13 protein-coding genes, 2 pseudogenes and 1 riboswitch are annotated in these 16,766 nt (G+C 71.0%); of the genes and pseudogenes, 12 read left to right on the forward strand and 3 right to left on the reverse strand.

Annotated elements, in window-relative coordinates; genetic code table 11:
• The first annotated feature begins 47 nt into the window (after positions 1-47).
• The 9 genes and pseudogenes from BJ961_RS13415 (at position 48) to BJ961_RS13455 (ending at position 10,237) form a co-directional block, all read left to right on the forward strand.
• Entirely contained in the window at positions 48-1,112 is a 1,065-nt protein-coding gene (locus BJ961_RS13415) for a polyprenyl synthetase family protein (RefSeq protein WP_271417038.1), read from the forward strand.
• A gap of 121 nt (positions 1,113-1,233) precedes the next feature.
• Complete coding sequence (gene shc / locus BJ961_RS13420) at positions 1,234-3,273, forward strand: squalene--hopene cyclase (protein ID WP_271321536.1); 2,040 nt, start codon at positions 1,234-1,236, stop codon at positions 3,271-3,273.
• Positions 3,273-3,914 (forward strand): phosphorylase family protein, encoded by a 642-nt coding sequence (locus tag BJ961_RS13425; RefSeq protein ID WP_271321537.1) that lies wholly within the window; start codon positions 3,273-3,275, stop codon positions 3,912-3,914. Before shc ends, BJ961_RS13425 begins: the two co-directional genes overlap by 1 nt.
• A gap of 6 nt (positions 3,915-3,920) precedes the next feature.
• On the forward strand, positions 3,921-4,943 hold the full coding sequence (hpnH, locus tag BJ961_RS13430) for an adenosyl-hopene transferase HpnH (protein WP_037772613.1): 1,023 nt from the start codon (positions 3,921-3,923) through the stop codon (positions 4,941-4,943).
• 4 nt (positions 4,944-4,947) lie between these two features.
• The gene (ispG, locus tag BJ961_RS13435; protein ID WP_271321538.1) at positions 4,948-6,102 is read left to right on the forward strand and encodes a flavodoxin-dependent (E)-4-hydroxy-3-methylbut-2-enyl-diphosphate synthase; all 1,155 of its coding nucleotides are present in this window, start codon (positions 4,948-4,950) and stop codon (positions 6,100-6,102) included.
• A gap of 25 nt (positions 6,103-6,127) precedes the next feature.
• Positions 6,128-8,055, forward strand: a pseudogene (gene dxs, locus BJ961_RS13440) (1-deoxy-D-xylulose-5-phosphate synthase).
• Positions 8,056-9,441 carry an aspartate aminotransferase family protein gene (locus tag BJ961_RS13445; RefSeq protein ID WP_271321539.1) on the forward strand — a complete coding sequence of 462 codons (1,386 nt, stop codon included), beginning with the start codon at positions 8,056-8,058 and terminating at the stop codon, positions 9,439-9,441.
• A 65-nt stretch (positions 9,442-9,506) separates the two neighbouring features.
• Complete coding sequence (locus BJ961_RS13450) at positions 9,507-10,121, forward strand: helix-turn-helix domain-containing protein (RefSeq protein WP_271321540.1); 615 nt, start codon at positions 9,507-9,509, stop codon at positions 10,119-10,121.
• Entirely contained in the window at positions 10,118-10,237 is a 120-nt protein-coding gene (locus BJ961_RS13455; RefSeq protein ID WP_271321541.1) for a DUF6126 family protein, read from the forward strand. Before BJ961_RS13450 ends, BJ961_RS13455 begins: the two co-directional genes overlap by 4 nt.
• Before the next feature lie 19 nt (positions 10,238-10,256).
• On the opposite strand, the gene BJ961_RS13460 is transcribed toward BJ961_RS13455, so the two are convergent.
• Entirely contained in the window at positions 10,257-11,054 is a 798-nt protein-coding gene (locus BJ961_RS13460; RefSeq protein WP_271321542.1) for a tyrosine-protein phosphatase, read from the reverse strand.
• A 427-nt stretch (positions 11,055-11,481) separates the two neighbouring features.
• Positions 11,482-11,641: riboswitch (cyclic di-AMP (ydaO/yuaA leader) on the forward strand.
• A 2-nt stretch (positions 11,642-11,643) separates the two neighbouring features.
• Here BJ961_RS13460 and BJ961_RS13465 point away from each other — a divergent pair.
• Both BJ961_RS13465 and BJ961_RS13470 read left to right on the forward strand, forming a co-directional pair.
• A complete protein-coding gene (locus BJ961_RS13465) occupies positions 11,644-12,597 on the forward strand; it encodes a M23 family metallopeptidase (protein WP_271321543.1) in 954 nt (317 codons plus the stop codon).
• Positions 12,598-12,821: 224 nt separating this feature from the next.
• On the forward strand, positions 12,822-13,607 hold the full coding sequence (locus tag BJ961_RS13470; RefSeq protein WP_271417039.1) for an SGNH/GDSL hydrolase family protein: 786 nt from the start codon (positions 12,822-12,824) through the stop codon (positions 13,605-13,607).
• Here the strand turns inward: BJ961_RS13470 and BJ961_RS13475 are convergent.
• Complete coding sequence (locus BJ961_RS13475) at positions 13,579-14,265, reverse strand: TetR/AcrR family transcriptional regulator (RefSeq protein WP_271321544.1); 687 nt, start codon at positions 14,263-14,265, stop codon at positions 13,579-13,581. The two genes, BJ961_RS13470 and BJ961_RS13475, sit on opposite strands and share 29 nt — an antisense overlap.
• Before the next feature lie 128 nt (positions 14,266-14,393).
• Here BJ961_RS13475 and BJ961_RS13480 point away from each other — a divergent pair, with 128 nt between their 5' ends.
• Positions 14,394-15,587: an MBL fold metallo-hydrolase gene (locus BJ961_RS13480; RefSeq protein ID WP_271321545.1), complete on the forward strand. Its 1,194-nt coding sequence runs from the start codon at positions 14,394-14,396 to the stop codon at positions 15,585-15,587.
• Positions 15,588-15,916: 329 nt separating this feature from the next.
• On the opposite strand, the pseudogene BJ961_RS13485 reads toward BJ961_RS13480, so the two are convergent.
• Positions 15,917-16,680: pseudogene (locus BJ961_RS13485) on the reverse strand (transposase).
• Positions 16,681-16,766 lie beyond the last annotated feature (86 nt).

Below are 16,766 nucleotides of genomic sequence, written 5' to 3' on the forward strand. Positions count from 1 at the left end.
ACTCCCGCACTCCCGGTACCGCAACTGGAGGAAAGACTGTGCCCACTGTGCCCCCGGCCCCGACGGCCGATCGACGGACCACGGTGGACGTGACCGCGCTTCTGGAGCGCGGCCGGACCCTGGCCACGCCGGTTCTGCGGGCGGCGGTCGACCGCCTGGCCCCTCCCATGGACACCGTCGCCGCCTACCACTTCGGCTGGATCGACGCCCAGGGCAACCCCGCGGACGGCGACGGCGGCAAGGCCGTGCGCCCCGCGCTCGCCGTGCTGTCCGCGGAGGTCACCGGCGCCTCGCCCGAGGCCGGCGTGCCCGGAGCGGTGGCCGTGGAACTGGTCCACAACTTCTCCCTCCTGCACGACGACCTGATGGACGGCGACGAGCAGCGCCGCCACCGCGACACCGTCTGGAAGGTGCACGGCCCCGCCCAGGCCATCCTGGTCGGCGACGCCCTGTTCGCCCTCGCCAACGAGGTGCTGCTCGAACTGGGCACGGCCGAGGCCGGCCGCGCCACCCGCCGGCTGACCACGGCCAGCCGGTCCCTGATCGACGGTCAGGCCCAGGACATCTCCTACGAGCACCGCGACCGCGTCAGCGTCGAGGAGTGCCTGGAGATGGAGGGCAACAAGACCGGCGCCCTGATCGCCTGCGCCAGCTCCATCGGCGCGGTGCTCGGCGGCGCCGACGAGCGCACCGCCGACATCCTCGAGAAGTACGGCTACCACCTGGGTCTCGCCTTCCAGGCCGTCGACGACCTGCTCGGCATCTGGGGCGACCCGGACGCCACCGGCAAGCAGACCTGGAGCGACCTGCGCCAGCGCAAGAAGTCGCTGCCGGTCGTCGCCGCCCTCGCGGCCGGCGGGCCCGCCTCCGAGCGGCTCGGCGAGATCCTCGCCGCCGACGCCAAGGCCAGTGACTTCGCGAACTTCTCCGAGGAGGAGTTCGCGGCCCGCGCCGCCCTCATCGAGGAAGCGGGCGGGCGGGAGTGGACCGCCGACGAGGCACGCCGCCAGCACACCATCGCCATCGAAGCCCTCGACGCCGTCGACATGCCCGACCGGGTTCGGGACCGGTTCACGGCCCTCGCGGACTTCGTCGTCGTACGAAAGAGATGATCATTATCGGTCGAATAGCCCTCGCGTAGTCGCCGGCCGGTGTCGTGGACACACGATCACCGGCCGACGGCGGACCCGCAGCAGACGCACCACCGTATGCACACTGCACGAAGGGGAAGCCATGACAGCGACGACCGACGGAAGCACCGGGGCCTCCCTGCGGCCCCTGGCAGCCTCGGCCAGCGACACCGACATCACGATCCCCGCCGCGGCGGCCGGGGTACCCGAAGCCGCCGCACGCGCCACCCGGCGTGCCACCGACTTCCTGCTCTCCCAGCAGGACGCCCAGGGCTGGTGGAAGGGCGACCTCGAGACCAACGTCACGATGGACGCCGAAGACCTGCTCCTGCGTCAGTTCCTCGGCACCCAGGACGAGGAGACCACCCGCGCCGCCGCGCTGTTCATCCGCGGCGAGCAGCGCGAGGACGGCACCTGGGCCACCTTCTACGGCGGCCCCGGCGAACTGTCCACGACCATCGAGGCCTACGTCGCCCTCCGCCTGGCCGGCGACTCGCCAGACGCGCCCCACATGGCGCGGGCCTCGGAGTGGATCAGGTCCCGCGGCGGCATCGCCTCCGCACGCGTCTTCACCCGGATCTGGCTGGCCCTGTTCGGCTGGTGGAAGTGGGACGACCTGCCCGAACTCCCGCCGGAGCTCATCTACTTCCCCACCTGGGTCCCGCTCAACATCTACGACTTCGGCTGCTGGGCCCGGCAGACCATCGTGCCGCTCACCGTCGTCTCCGCCAAGCGTCCGGTGCGTCCCGCGCCCTTCGCGCTGGACGAACTGCACACCGACCCGGCCCGCCCCAACCCGCCGCGCCCCCTGGCACCCGCGGCCAGTTGGGACGGCGCCTTCCAGCGCATCGACAAGGCCCTGCACGCCTACCGCAAGGTCGCCCCGCGCCGGTTGCGGAAGGCCGCGATGAACAGCGCCGGCCGCTGGATCATCGAGCGGCAGGAGAACGACGGCTGCTGGGGCGGCATCCAGCCTCCCGCCGTGTACTCGGTCATCGCCCTCTACCTGCTGGGCTACGACCTCGAACACCCCGTGATGCGCGCGGGCCTGGAGTCGCTGGACCGCTTCGCCGTGTGGCGCGAGGACGGCGCCCGGATGATCGAGGCCTGCCAGTCCCCGGTGTGGGACACCTGCCTGGCCACCATCGCCCTGGCCGACGCCGGAGTGCCCGAGGACCACCCGCAGTTGGTCAAGGCCTCGGACTGGATGCTCGGCGAGCAGATCGTGCGCCCCGGCGACTGGTCGGTGAAGCGCCCCGGACTCCCGCCCGGCGGCTGGGCGTTCGAGTTCCACAACGACAACTACCCCGACATCGACGACACCGCCGAAGTGGTCCTCGCCCTGCGCCGCGTCAAGCACCACGACCCGGAGCGGGTGGAGAAGGCCATCGGCCGGGGGGTGCGCTGGAACCTCGGCATGCAGTCGAAGAACGGCGCCTGGGGCGCCTTCGACGTCGACAACACCAGCGCCTTCCCCAACCGGCTGCCGTTCTGCGACTTCGGCGAGGTCATCGACCCGCCCTCGGCGGACGTCACCGCGCACGTCGTCGAGATGCTCGCCGTCGAGGGCCTCGCCCACGACCCGCGCACCCGCCGCGGCATCCAGTGGCTGCTCGACGCCCAGGAGGCGGACGGCTCGTGGTTCGGCCGCTGGGGCGTCAACTACGTCTACGGCACCGGATCCGTGATCCCCGCCCTGACCGCCGCCGGACTGCCCACCTCGCACCCGGCCATCCGCCGCGCGGTGCGCTGGCTGGAGTCCGTGCAGAACGAGGACGGCGGCTGGGGCGAGGACCTGCGCTCCTACCGCTACGTCCGGGAGTGGAGCGGCCGGGGCGCCTCGACCGCCTCGCAGACCGGCTGGGCGCTGATGGCCCTGCTGGCGGCGGGGGAGCGGGACTCCAAGACCGTCGAGCGCGGCGTCGAATGGCTCGCGGCCACCCAGCGGGAGGACGGCTCCTGGGACGAGCCCTACTTCACCGGCACCGGCTTCCCGTGGGACTTCTCCATCAACTACAACCTCTACCGCCAGGTCTTCCCGCTCACCGCACTCGGCCGGTACGTCCACGGCGAGCCCTTCGCCAAGAAGGCGCCAGGGCCCGCCGTGGGCGAAGCCTCCGTGACCGAGGTGAAGGGCAGCTGATGAACCCGCGGACCGGCCCGACCCCGCTGCTGATCGCCTGCGCGCTCGGCATCGAGCACCTCGCCCTGCGCACCGGCGACCCCGGTGGCGCCGGCGGGCCGGTCACCGTCCTGCGCACCGGCATGGGTCCGAAGGCGGCCGAACGCTCGGTCGCCCGGGTCCTGGCCGACCCGGCGCTCGAGGACGCCGCCGTGCTCGCCACGGGCTTCTGCGCGGGACTCGCCCCCGGGATGCACCCCGGCGACCTGGTCGTCGCCGAGGAGACCCGGGACCCGCGCTCCACCGTCGCGTGCGTCGGCACCGACCGGCTCGTCAAGGAACTCGCGCGAGCCGCACCGGGGCGCACCGTCCACACCGGGCCGCTGACCGGCTCGGACCACGTCGTCCGCGGCCCCGAACGCGCCGACCTGCTCGCGACCGGCGCGATCGCCGTGGACATGGAGTCCGCGGCCACGCTCCTGGGCGCCGTCCGTACGGGCCCGCGCCCGGTTGCGGCCGTCCGAGTGGTCGTGGACGCTCCAGAACACGAACTCGTCCGGATCGGCACGGTGCGCGGTGGAATATCTGCCTTCCGCGTCCTTCGATCCGTTCTCCCCGCATTTTTCGAATGGCACCGTTCTTTGTTGCTTCCCCGGAGGTGAGCCCAGATGGCCATGCCGCTGCGCCAGTCCATCAAGGTCGCTACATACCTGGCCGAACAGAAGATTCGCCGACGGGACAAGTTCCCGCTCATCGTGGAGCTGGAGCCGCTCTTCGCCTGCAACCTGGCCTGTGAGGGGTGCGGCAAGATCCAGCACCCGGCCGGAGTGCTCAAACAGCGCATGCCGGTCGCCCAGGCCGTGGGCGCGGTGCTGGAATCGGGAGCGCCGATGGTCTCCATCGCCGGCGGCGAACCCCTGATGCACCCGCAGATCGACGAGATCGTCCGGCAGTTGGTGGCCAAGCGGAAGTACGTCTTCCTCTGCACCAACGCCATGCTCATGCGCAAGAAGATGGACAAGTTCAAGCCCTCGCCGTACTTCGCCTTCGCGGTGCACATCGACGGGCTGCGCGAGCGGCACGACGAGTCGGTGGCGAAGGAGGGCGTGTTCGACGAGGCCGTGGAGGCCATCAAGGAGGCCAAGCGGCGCGGCTTCCGGGTGACCACCAACTCGACCTTCTTCAACACCGACACCCCGCAGACCATCGTCGAGGTGCTCAACTTCCTCAACGACGACCTCAAGGTCGACGAGATGATGATCTCGCCCGCCTACGCCTACGAGAAGGCACCCGACCAGGAGCACTTCCTGGGCGTGGAGCAGACCCGCGAGCTGTTCAAGAAGGCGTTCTCGGGCGGCAACCGGGCCCGCTGGCGGCTCAACCACTCCCCGCTGTTCCTCGACTTCCTCGAGGGCAAGGTCGACTTCCCGTGCACCGCGTGGGCGATCCCGAACTACTCCCTCTTCGGCTGGCAGCGCCCCTGCTACCTGATGAGCGACGGCTACGTGCCGACGTACCGGGAACTGATCGAGAAGACCGACTGGGACAAGTACGGCCGGGGCAAGGACCCGCGCTGCGACAACTGCATGGCGCACTGCGGGTACGAGCCCACGGCCGTCCTGGCCACCATGGGCTCGCTCAAGGAGTCCCTGCGCGCCATGCGCGAGACCGTCTCCTCGAACCGGGAGTGACCAGGTGACCGCCATCTCCTTGGGCCTCCCCGAGGTACCGGTCCGGCCGATCGCCGAGCGACGCGTGTCGCGGCGGATCCAGGTCGGGCCGGTGGCGGTCGGCGGCGGGGCCCCGGTGTCGGTGCAGTCCATGACGACGACCCGCACCTCCGACATCGGGGCGACGCTCCAGCAGATCGCCGAGCTGACGGCGTCCGGCTGCGACATCGTGCGCGTGGCCTGCCCCACCCAGGACGACGCCGACGCCCTGGCCGTGATCGCCGAGAAGTCGCAGATCCCGGTGATCGCCGACATCCACTTCCAGCCCAAGTACGTGTTCGCCGCGATCGAGGCCGGCTGCGCGGCGGTCCGGGTGAACCCGGGCAACATCAAGCAGTTCGACGACAAGGTCAAGGAGATCGCCAAGGCGGCGAAGGACCACGGCACGCCCATCCGCATCGGCGTGAACGCGGGTTCACTGGACAAGCGGCTGCTGGAGAAGTACGGCAGGGCCACGCCGGAAGCGCTGGCGGAGTCCGCCCTGTGGGAGGCGTCGCTCTTCGAGGAGCACGGCTTCCAGGACATCAAGATCTCGGTCAAGCACAACGACCCGGTCGTGATGGTCGAGGCGTACCGGCAGCTCGCCGCCCGGTGCGACTACCCGCTGCACCTGGGGGTGACGGAGGCCGGGCCCGCGTTCCAGGGCACGATCAAGTCGGCGGTCGCCTTCGGCGCGCTGCTCTCCCGGGGCATCGGCGACACCATCCGCGTCTCCCTCTCGGCCCCGCCGGTCGAGGAGGTCAAGGTCGGCATCCAGATCCTGCAGTCGCTGGGGCTGCGGGAGCGCCGGCTGGAGATCGTGTCGTGCCCGTCGTGCGGCCGTGCCCAGGTCGACGTGTACAAGCTGGCCGAGGAGGTCACCGCCGGTCTGGAGGGCATGGAGGTCCCGCTGCGCGTGGCCGTCATGGGCTGCGTCGTCAACGGTCCCGGCGAGGCCCGCGAGGCCGACCTCGGTGTCGCCTCCGGCAACGGCAAGGGGCAGATCTTCGTCAAGGGCGAGGTCGTCAGGACCGTACCCGAGTCGAAGATCGTGGAGACCCTCATCGAGGAGGCGATGAGGATCGCGGAGCAGATGGAGAAGGACGGCGCCTCGGGGGAGCCGGCCGTCACCGTGAGCTGAAACGCGGACCGAAGGGGGCCCGAGCGTGACGATTCTGGAGACCATCCGGGGACCACGCGACCTGAAGGCGCTGTCCGAGGCGGAACTCGGTGAACTGTCCGACGAGATACGTGACTTCCTGGTGCACGCGGTCGCCCGCACCGGAGGTCACCTCGGACCCAACCTCGGCGTGGTAGAACTCACCGTAGCCCTGCACCGGGTCTTCGAGTCGCCGGACGACCGTATCCTGTGGGACACCGGCCACCAGAGCTATGTGCACAAACTCCTGACCGGCCGTCAGGACTTCTCCAAACTCCGGAGCAAGGGCGGCCTGTCCGGTTACCCCTCGCGAGAGGAGTCCGAGCACGACGTCATCGAGAACAGCCACGCCTCCACCGTCCTGGGCTGGGCCGACGGCCTCGCCAAGGCCAACCAGGTCAGGGAGCGCGACGACCACGTCGTCGCCGTCATCGGCGACGGCGCCCTCACCGGCGGCATGGCCTGGGAGGCGCTGAACAACATCGCGGCGGCCAGGGACCGGCCGCTGATCATCGTCGTCAACGACAACGAACGTTCGTACGCGCCGACCATCGGCGGCCTCGCCAACCACCTGGCGACCCTGCGCACCACCGACGGCTACGAGCGCGTGCTGGCGTGGGGCAAGGACGTGCTCCGGCGCACACCCGTGGTCGGCCACACCGTCTACGAGGCCCTGCACGGCGCCAAGAAGGGCTTCAAGGACGCCTTCGCCCCGCAGGGGCTCTTCGAGGACCTCGGGCTGAAGTACCTCGGCCCCATCGACGGGCACGACATCGGTGCCGTCGAGTCGGCGCTCAGGCGCGCGAAGCGCTTCCACGGGCCGGTGCTGGTGCACTGCCTCACCGAGAAGGGCCGCGGCTACGAACCCGCCCTGCGCGACGAGGAGGACCACTTCCACACGGTCGGCGTGATGGACCCCCTCACCTGCGAGCCGCTGAGCCCGGCCGGCGGACCGTCCTGGACCTCGGTGTTCGGCGAGGAGATCGTCCGGATCGGTGAGGAGCGCGACGACGTCGTGGCGATCACCGCGGCCATGCTGCACCCCGTGGGCCTCGCCCCCTTCGCCGAGCGGTTCCCCGACCGGGTCTGGGACGTCGGCATCGCCGAGCAGCACGCCGCCGTGTCCGCCGCGGGCCTCGCCACCGGCGGACTGCACCCCGTCGTCGCCGTCTACGCCACCTTCCTCAACCGGGCCTTCGACCAGCTCCTGATGGACGTGGCGCTGCACGGCTGCGGCGTCACCTTCGTCCTCGACCGGGCCGGCGTCACCGGCGTCGACGGGCCCTCGCACAACGGCATGTGGGACATGTCCGTCCTCCAGGCCGTCCCGGGCCTGCGCATCGCCGCGCCGCGCGACGCCGGCCAACTGCGCGCCCAACTGCGCGAAGCGGTCGCCGTCGACGACGCGCCGACACTGCTGCGCTTCCCGAAGGAGTCCGTCGGACCCGCCGTACCCGCCGTCGACCGGGTCGGCGGCATGGACGTCCTGCGCGCCGCGGACCGGCCCGAGGTGCTGCTCGTGGCCGTCGGCGTGATGGCGCCCGTGTGCCTGGGGGCCGCCGAGCTGCTCGAGGCGCGCGGCATCGGCTGCACCGTCGTCGACCCGCGCTGGGTCAAACCCGTCGACCCGGCGCTCGCGCCGCTGGCCGCCGGGCACGCCCTGTGGCCGTCGTCGAGGACAACAGCCGCGCCGCCGGAGTCGGTTCGGCGGTGGCGCTGGCGCTGGGCGACGCCGAGGTCGACGTCCCCGTGCGCCGCTTCGGCATCCCCGAGCAGTTCCTCGCGCACGCCAAGCGCGCCGAACTGCTCGCGGACATCGGACTCACCCCCGTCGACATCGCCGGCCGGATCGGCGCGAGTCTGGCCGTCCGGCGGCAGGCGGTGGAAGAGTCCGGGGACGGACGGATCGTCATGCCAGCGCAAGGAGAGAACTGAATGACCAAGGAGTTCGACCTCGCCGCGCTCTTGGCCGAGCGCGGAGCCGAGCGGTACGAGCTGCACGCCAAGCACCTCAACCACCAGCAGCCGCGCATGCTGCGCACCATCGGCTTCGACAAGGTCTACGAGCGGGCCGAGGGCGCGCACTTCTGGGACGCGGACGGCAACGACTACCTGGACATGCTCGCCGGGTTCGCCGTCATGGGCCTGGGACGCCACCACCCCGTCGTCCGCCAGGCGCTGCACGACGTCCTCGACGCCTCCCTCGCCGACCTGACCCGCTTCGACTGCCCGCCGCTGCCCGGCCTGCTGGCCGAGAAGCTGCTCTCCTACAGCCCTCACCTGGACCGTGTCTTCTTCGGCAACAGCGGCACCGAAGCCGTCGAGACCGCCCTGAAGTTCGCCCGGTACGCGACCGGCAGACGGCGGATCCTGTACTGCGCGCACGCCTTCCACGGACTCACCGCCGGTTCGCTCTCCGTCAACGGGGAGGACGGGTTCCGCAAGGGCTTCGCGCCCCTGCTGCCCGACACCGCGGTGCCGCTCGGCGACCTGGAGGCCCTGGCGCGGGAGCTGAAGAAGGGCGACGTCGCCGCGCTGATCGTGGAGCCGGTCCAGGGCAAGGGCGTGCACGAGGCGCCGCCCGGCTATCTGCTCGCCGCCCAGGAACTGCTGCACCGGCACAAGGCGCTGCTGATCGCCGACGAGGTGCAGACGGGCCTCGGCCGGACCGGCAGGTTCTACGCCTACCAGCACGAGGACGGCGTCGAACCCGACCTGGTCTGCGTGGCCAAGGCGCTGTCCGGCGGATACGTGCCGGTGGGGGCCACCCTCGGCAAGGAGTGGATCTTCCAGAAGGTGTACTCCTCGATGGACCGCGTCCAGGTCCACTCGGCGAGCTTCGGGTCCAACGCGCAGGCCATGGCGGCGGGGCTCGCCGTGCTGTCGGTGATGGAGAACGAGGAGATCGTGGCGAACGCCGCCGCGGTGGGGGAGCGGCTGAAGTCCCGGCTGGCGGCGCTGGTGGACCGCTACGAACTGCTCGCCGACGTACGGGGGCGGGGGCTGATGATCGGCATCGAGTTCGGCCGGCCCAGCTCCCTCGGGCTGCGCAGCCGCTGGACGATGCTGCAGGCCGCGCGGAAGGGGCTGTTCGCGCAGATGGTGGTGGTGCCGCTGCTGCAACGGCACCGGATCCTGACGCAGGTCTCCGGCGACCACCTGGAGGTGATCAAACTGATCCCGCCGCTGATCATCGACACCGACGACGCCGACCGGTTCGTCGACGCCTTCACCGAGGTGATGGAGGACGCGCACAACGGCGGGGGGCTGATGTGGGACTTCGGCAAGACCCTGGTCAAGCAGGCGGTGGCCAACCGCTGAGCCCGACTCTTTGCCTGTGAGGCAAGAAATTTGCCCAACAGGCAAGATTCGGGCTGAATGGAGGCATGAGCTCCTCCGAGACCGGCCCCGCCGAGGGGGCGGTCGCCGCCGTCGCGCCGCAGCTGCGTGAGCTGAGGCGGCGGGCCGCCCTCACCCTCGAGACCGCGGCCCGCGCCGCCGGGCTGTCCCCGGCCCACCTCTCCCGGCTGGAGACCGGGCACCGCCAGCCCTCGCTGCCGATGCTGCTCTCCCTCGCCCGTGTCTACGGTACGACCGTCGCCGAGCTGCTGGGCGAGACGGCCGCCGACCGGGACGCCGTCGTGCGCGGTGCCGACATGGAACCCACGAGCGCGGGCGGCTGGACGTACTACCAGGCCGGAGCGCCGGGCCGCGGCATGCAGGCGCTGCGCGTCCAGGTGCCGTACGGCTCCCAGGGCGACGTCGTGCGCGTACACCCCGGTGAGGAGTGGCTCCATGTCCTCAAGGGCCGCCTGCGGCTGCGCCTCGGGGACAGCGAGCACCGGCTCGCCGCGGGGGACAGTGCCCACTTCGACTCGATGACCCCGCACCGGATCGCCGCCCAGGACCCCGACGGGGTCGAGCTGCTCTTCGTCCACACCCTGTTGCAGAGCCCGACGGCCGCGCTGTGCCTCGGCCCGACCCCCGGAGAGATGCCATGAGTGCCATGCAGGAGAAGTTCCCGCGCGCCCTGTGGGTGCGCCTGCTCGTCTACATCGCCCTGGGGCACGTCTTCGGCGGCTTCCTCTACCTGCTGTTCGAGGTGGGCGCCAAGTAGCGGGCCGCGGGCGTCCGGCTCAGTCCAGCATCCGCTCGCGCAGCCGCTCCCGGGTCTCGGGAGCGAGCCGCAGCCCCTTCTCCAGGTAGGCGTCGACCCCGCCCCACGTCTCGTCGACGGTCTGGAAGGCCGCCGCCAGGTACTCGGCGCGCGCGTCGAACAGGGGGCTGAGCAGCTCCATGACCTCGGGGGAGTACGCGGAGGCGGCGGAACCGCTGCGGCGCACCTTGTAGCGGCGGTGCGCGGCGTTCGACTTCAGGTAGTCCTCGACGACGGCCTCGCGCTCGACGCCCAGGGCGAGCAGGGCGACCGCGATCGACAGGCCCGCGCGGTCCTTGCCGGCCGCGCAGTGCATCAGCGCGGGGACGCTGTCCTCAGCGAGCGCGTGCAGGATCCGGGAGTGCTCCGCCGTGCGCTCCGTGACCATCACGCGGTAGGAGTCGATCATCCGGTGGGCGGCCTTGCCGTCGGCGAGGATCTCCCGCAGCTGGTCCAGGTCCCCGTCGCGGACCATCTTCCAGAACTCGGCGCCGTCGGCCGGATCGCTCAGCGGCAGGTTCACGTTGCGCACGCCCGGCAGCTCGACGTCCGGCCCCTCGAGCTTCTGGTCGGCCGCGTTGCGGAAGTCGAAGATCGTGTGCAGACCCAGCGACGCCAGGAAGGCGGCGTCCTCGCCGGTGGCGTGCGCCAGGTGACCGCTGCGGAAGAGCACCCCCTGCCGCACCCGCCGCCCGTCCACGGTCGGCAGTCCGCCCACGTCCCGGAAGTTGCGCACACCGGTCAGCTCGGGTTCGGTCGACGGGACCTGCTGCGTCACGGGGACTCCTCCCACTCCGCCCCGCCGACGCTGCTCGCAGGCGGGCGCACCACCCGACGATACGGCATCGCCTCGACGCGGCAGCCGCTCCGCAAGGGGTATTGCGTGACGATAAGAGCCGTCTGTCCGAATTGGTGCCTTGATGACAACTGCGCCTGAAATGGCGAGAGGTGGATGGGTGACGCGTGAGCAGCGTCATATCCGTAACGGTGCGTTGCCCGTCATGTTCACGTAATTCGGTTGGCATTCAAGGAAATTCGCGGAATTGGCCGCCCTCGAAATCGACGCAGTGTTACCGGCTGTTCCCGCAAAGGATCAATCAAAACACCCGCCAGGGGAACCCCGCGCTTGTCCCTGCGCGTCCCGGTCCCTTACGTTCACCACCGATCCGGACGGACGCCTAATCCTGCCGCCGACCGGAGCCCGCACTCATCCACCACCCGTACACGGCAGGAGCGGGGGACCCACAGGTAGAACTGCCTGTTCCGGTTCCCGGAACGGCTTGGGGTAAAGCCGCGTTTCGGCGCGGCCGGGCATCTCCAGCCCGCACCCGACAGCTCACCTCGCAGGCGCCGGAGAGGAATTCGCCATGCCCGCGAAGGGTAAGCACCGCAGTACCAGGGCCATGCGCCTGACCCGCACCATCGCCGTCGCCGGAACCGGTGGCGCCGCGCTCGTGCTCCCGCTGATAGGCGCCGCCGGCGCCAACGCGGCGCCCGCGCACTCCGTTTCCGAGCAGGCCGCGCAGTCCATTCCGACGTCCGCCAAGAAGGCCGCCGCGAACGGCGCCGAGAAGAACTCGGATTCCCGGACGTACACCGTGAAGAGCGGTGACTACCTTTCGAAGATCGCCGACGAGCAGGACGTGGACGGCGGCTGGAAGAAGCTCTACTCGGACAACCGCGAGGCCGTCGGTTCCGACCCGTCGCTGATCCACCCCGGCCTCGAGCTCTCGATCGACGGACCGGCCGCCAAGGCGTCGGCGCCGTCCTCCGCGAAGACGCAGAAGCCCGCCGAGAAGCCGGCCGCCGAGAAGCCGGCCCAGAAGTCCGCGGACACCGAGAAGACCTCCTCCTCGGACTCCTCCGACTCCTCGGCGTCCTCGGACACCGGCACCCAGTCCGCCGGTACCACCAGCGGCTACACCTCCCCCGTCGCGGGCGGCACCGTCGGCACGCCGTACCACCAGTCCGGCAGCATGTGGTCCAGCGGCTACCACACCGGCACGGACTTCGTCGTCCCGACCGGCACCTCGCTGAAGGCCGTCGGCACGGGCACCGTGGTCTCCGCGGGCTGGGGCGGCGCGTACGGCAACCAGGTCGTCATCAAGCTCGCCGACGGCCACTACGCCCAGTACGCCCACCTCTCCTCGCTCTCCGTCTCCGCCGGCCAGTCGGTGACGGCGGGCCAGCAGGTCGGTCTCTCGGGCGCCACCGGCAACGTGACCGGCCCGCACCTGCACTTCGAGATCCGCACCACGCCGGACTACGGCTCGGACATCGACCCGGTCGCGTTCCTGCGCTCGCACGGCGTCTCCGTCTGACCCCCGGTACACCGATCTGACGGCGGCCCGAAGGCTGCCCTCGCGCCACCGAAGGCCGGACCCCGATCCCCGGGTCCGGCCTTCGGTGTATTCCGGAATTGACGAATACTTTAGGCGTGGCCTTTCTCACCGCCCGTCAACCCCTTCCTACGGTCGCGTAGGTCACAACGCGCGGTGAATCATGGGCCGACGTGGCAGACGATTCGAAGAGTGACAGCAGAGCAGTGATCGGGTCGTACGTGGCGGTGGGGGACAGCTTCACCGAGGGCGTCGGCGACTGTGGCCCCGACGGGTCGTTCGTCGGCTGGGCCGACCGTTTCGCCGTACTGCTCGCGGACCGGCGCCCCGAGGGCGACTTCACGTACACCAACCTCGCCGTGCGCGGCAGGCTGCTCGACCAGATCGTGGCGGAACAGGTCCCGCGGGTCGTCGCCCTCGCGCCGGACCTGGTCTCGTTCGCGGCGGGCGGCAACGACATCATCCGGCCGGGCACCGACCCCGACGAGGTCGCCGAACGGTTCGAACTGGCGGTGGCCGCACTGACCTCGGCCGCCGGGACCGTGCTGGTGACCACCGGGTTCGACACCAGGGGCGTCCCCGTCCTCAAGCACCTGCGCGGCAAGATCGCCACGTACAACGGACATGTGCGGGCCATCGCCGACCGCTACGGCTGCCCGGTGCTCGACCTGTGGTCGCTGCGCAGCGTCCAGGACCGCAGGGCATGGGACGCCGACCGGCTGCACCTGTCGCCGGAGGGCCACACCCGGGTGGCGCTGCGCGCGGGGAAGGCGCTCGGCCTGCGCGTCCCGGCCGACCCCGACCAGCCCTGGCCGCCCCTGCCGCCCCGCGGCACGCTGGACGTGCGGCGCGACGACGTGCACTGGGCGCGCGAGTACCTGGTCCCGTGGATCGGGCGCCGGCTGCGCGGCGAGTCGTCGGGCGACCACGTCACGGCCAAGGGGACGCTGTCGCCGGACGACATCAAGACGCGGATCGCCTCGGTGGCCTGAGCCCGGCGGCGGGCGGCCGGTGCCCGTGCGACGGTCCCTGGCGTCGCACGGGTGCCAACGCCCTCGGCTCCAGGCCCAGTTCGCGGGCCAGCGCCTCGTCCACCCATTCCTGCGCCCGGGCCCGCGACACCGTGCCCGCGTGCGACGTGAGCTGGACCGCCAGCCCGTCGAGCAGGGCCGTCAGACGCAGGGCGGCCGCGTCCGGCTCGGGGCACGGGAACTCGCCGGCGGCCACCCCCTCGGCGATGACCTCGGCGATCGCCGCCTTCCACTGCCGGTCCAGCTCCCGGCTGACCTCCCGCAGCGCGGGCTCGCGCAGTGCCACCGCCCAGCCCTCGATCCACAGCCGCCAGCCCTTGGCCTGCCCGGTGGGGGCGTACCACCGCACGGCCGCCCGCAGCCGGCGCAGCGCCGACGTGCGACGGCCGAGCAGCTTGCGCAGACGGGCCAGATCGTCCTCGGCGGCATGGGTGAACGCCTCGGCGACCAGCCTCTCCTTCGTGGAGAAGTGGTAGAGCACCAGGGCGTTGCTGACACCGAGTGCCGCGGCCACGTCGGCGATGCGCAACGCCGCCACACCCCGCGCCGATATCTGCTCGATGGCGGCGCACAGCAGTTCCTCGCGCCGCTCCGCCACGCTCAACCGGACTCTCCCCACGCACGTCACCCTATACAGGGCCGGCGGGCCCCCGGCCGGGGGGAACACGGATGTGACCTCCGTCGTTCGAGGTGACGTAGGACGTGACGACCATAATGAGAACCTGAACAACTGCACCTGGAGGTACCGTGGCCGGTTTCCGTTCCCCGAGTCCCGGGATCCGCTCACTGCGACCCGCGACCTTCGGCGCGGACCCGAGCGGCGAGCGCATGGCGCGCATCCGCAGATCGCCGAACTTCCGTGACGGTGTCTTCCAGAACCCCGGGCCGCCCGCCCGGACCCGGCCCTCCGGATCGGCCGCCGAATTCGCGAAGATCTACTTCGACAGGACGGCGCGGCTGCGCCGGGCGCCGCAAGGGACCGTGCCGGTGCACGCCACCACCGTGGCCGATCTCGCCCGGCCGCCCGCCACCGGACTCCGGCTGACCTGGATGGGCCACTCCAGCGTGCTCGCCGAGATCGACGGGCGGCGCGTGCTCTTCGACCCCGTGTGGGGCGAGCGCTGTTCCCCGGTCCCCTTCGCCGGCCCCAAGCGCCTGCATCCGGTGCCGCTGCCACTGGCCGCCCTCGGCCCGGTCGACGTCGTCGTCGTCTCCCACGACCACTACGACCACCTGGACATGCCGACCATCAAGGCGCTGGCCGGCACGGACACCGTGTTCGCCGTGCCGCTGGGCGTCGGCGCCCACCTCGAACACTGGGGTGTCTCCCCCGACCGGCTGCGCGAGCTGGACTGGCACGAGTCGACGCGCGTCGACGGCCTCACCCTCACGGCGACCCCGGCCCGGCACTTCTGCGGACGCGGGCTGCGCAACACGCAGCACACCCTCTGGGCGTCCTGGGTCGTCGCCGGGGAGGAACACCGCGTCTACCACAGCGGGGACACCGGCTACTTCGACGGCTTCCGGGAGATCGGCGCCGCCCACGGCCCGTTCGACGCCACGATGATCCAGCTGGGCGCGTACGCCGAGTTCTGGCCGGACATCCACATGACCCCCGAGGAGGGCGTCCGCGCCCACCTCGACCTCCAGGGAGGCACGCCCCGCGGGGCGCTGCTGCCGATCCACTGGGGGACGTTCAACCTGGCGCCGCACGCGTGGGCGGAGCCGGGTGAGTGGGCGAAGGACGCGGCCGACGAGTCCGGGCAGGCGGTGGCGTTCCCGCGGCCGGGGGAGCCGTTCGAGCCGGCGGGGGAGCTGCCGGGGGAGGCGTGGTGGCGGGCGGTGTCGCAGCCGATCGCGCACCCGTGGCGTCGTCCGCGGATCACCGAGGGCCTGACCGGCACGAGCAAGGGGGAACTCGGCCTCGCGGGGGAGCGGTGAGGCCGGTCGGGCAGGAGCTGGGGGAGATGGTCCAGATGCTGCACCGTCTCCCTGCCGACGAGGAGGAGCGTTTGCTGCGTGCCTTGGACGGAGCCTCCCGCATGGAGTGTGAAGTCGCTGCTCAGCGGGTCAGGCCCTTGCCGTCGCTGGAAGCGTCGGCTCGGATTGTCGTCCGAACACGCATCGTGGAGCGCTGAGGCTCGTACTCGAACTGGTGCGTACCGCGTCGGACGCCGTGCCCAGACCCGGGCCGCGACCGAGGCATCAGGGTCGTGACCGGTTTGTTGACCGACCGCAGCGGCTAAGAGATGACGCGGAAAGGGGTGCGGTCATGGTCGGCGGTTCGGGCGTTCGTCCCAGCGGTGAGTCACCCATGCTCGCCGGATTGGGCTGCGGACGGTGATGATTGTGTCGGTGAGGTCGAAGAAGGCGTCGATGACGGTGGCTCGCCGCTCGTAGCAGCGGGCGAGGCGGTGGAAGGCGTTCTGCCATGCGTGGGTGCGTTCGACGTGCCAGCGTTGACTGGCCTGGACGGGCGCCTTCTCGCCTTTGTGCGCGATGCGGCCGTGCAGGTCGCGTTCGTCGAGCATCGTGCGGGTCTTGTTCGAGTCGTAGCCGGCGTCCAGGTGGACGGTGACCTCGGCGGGCAACGGACCCGGGTCGTCGAGGTGGTCCAGGGTCGGGGCGAGCAGTGGGGAGTCATGGCGGTTGGCACCGGCCAGAACACGCCCCAGTGGAATGCCGTGTCCGTCCGTCATGCCCGAGCGTCTACGGCGATCTGGTCGAGGACGAGACCGACGATCCGGTCGTAGGCGTCGAGCGCGATCTGCTTGAGTCGGGCGAAGACGCCCAGTCGTATCCATTCGTCGCGGCGGCTGCGGATCGTGGTGGCCGAGCAGGTTGCGTCAGCGATCGCCTCGTAAGAACAGCCGAAGCGCAGCAGTCGCAGCAGCTTGTCGAGGATGATCCGGTCGCTGATGCGTCGCCGGTGGCAGCCAAGTGGATGGTCCGGGTGGTATTCCGGCCGCTCGGGCAGCAGGATCGCGAATTGGTCCCAGAGCGGCTCGGTCAGCCATGATGGAAGCGCGGGCACAGGTCTCCTCGGTGATCACAGAGCGTCAACACCTCCATGATCAACGGGGCCTGTGCCCGCTCGGCTACCTGCCTTCCCAACCGCGC

The organism is Streptomyces lienomycini, from assembly GCF_027947595.1.
In the GTDB taxonomy this organism is placed as follows: Bacteria; Actinomycetota; Actinomycetes; order Streptomycetales; family Streptomycetaceae; genus Streptomyces; species Streptomyces lienomycini.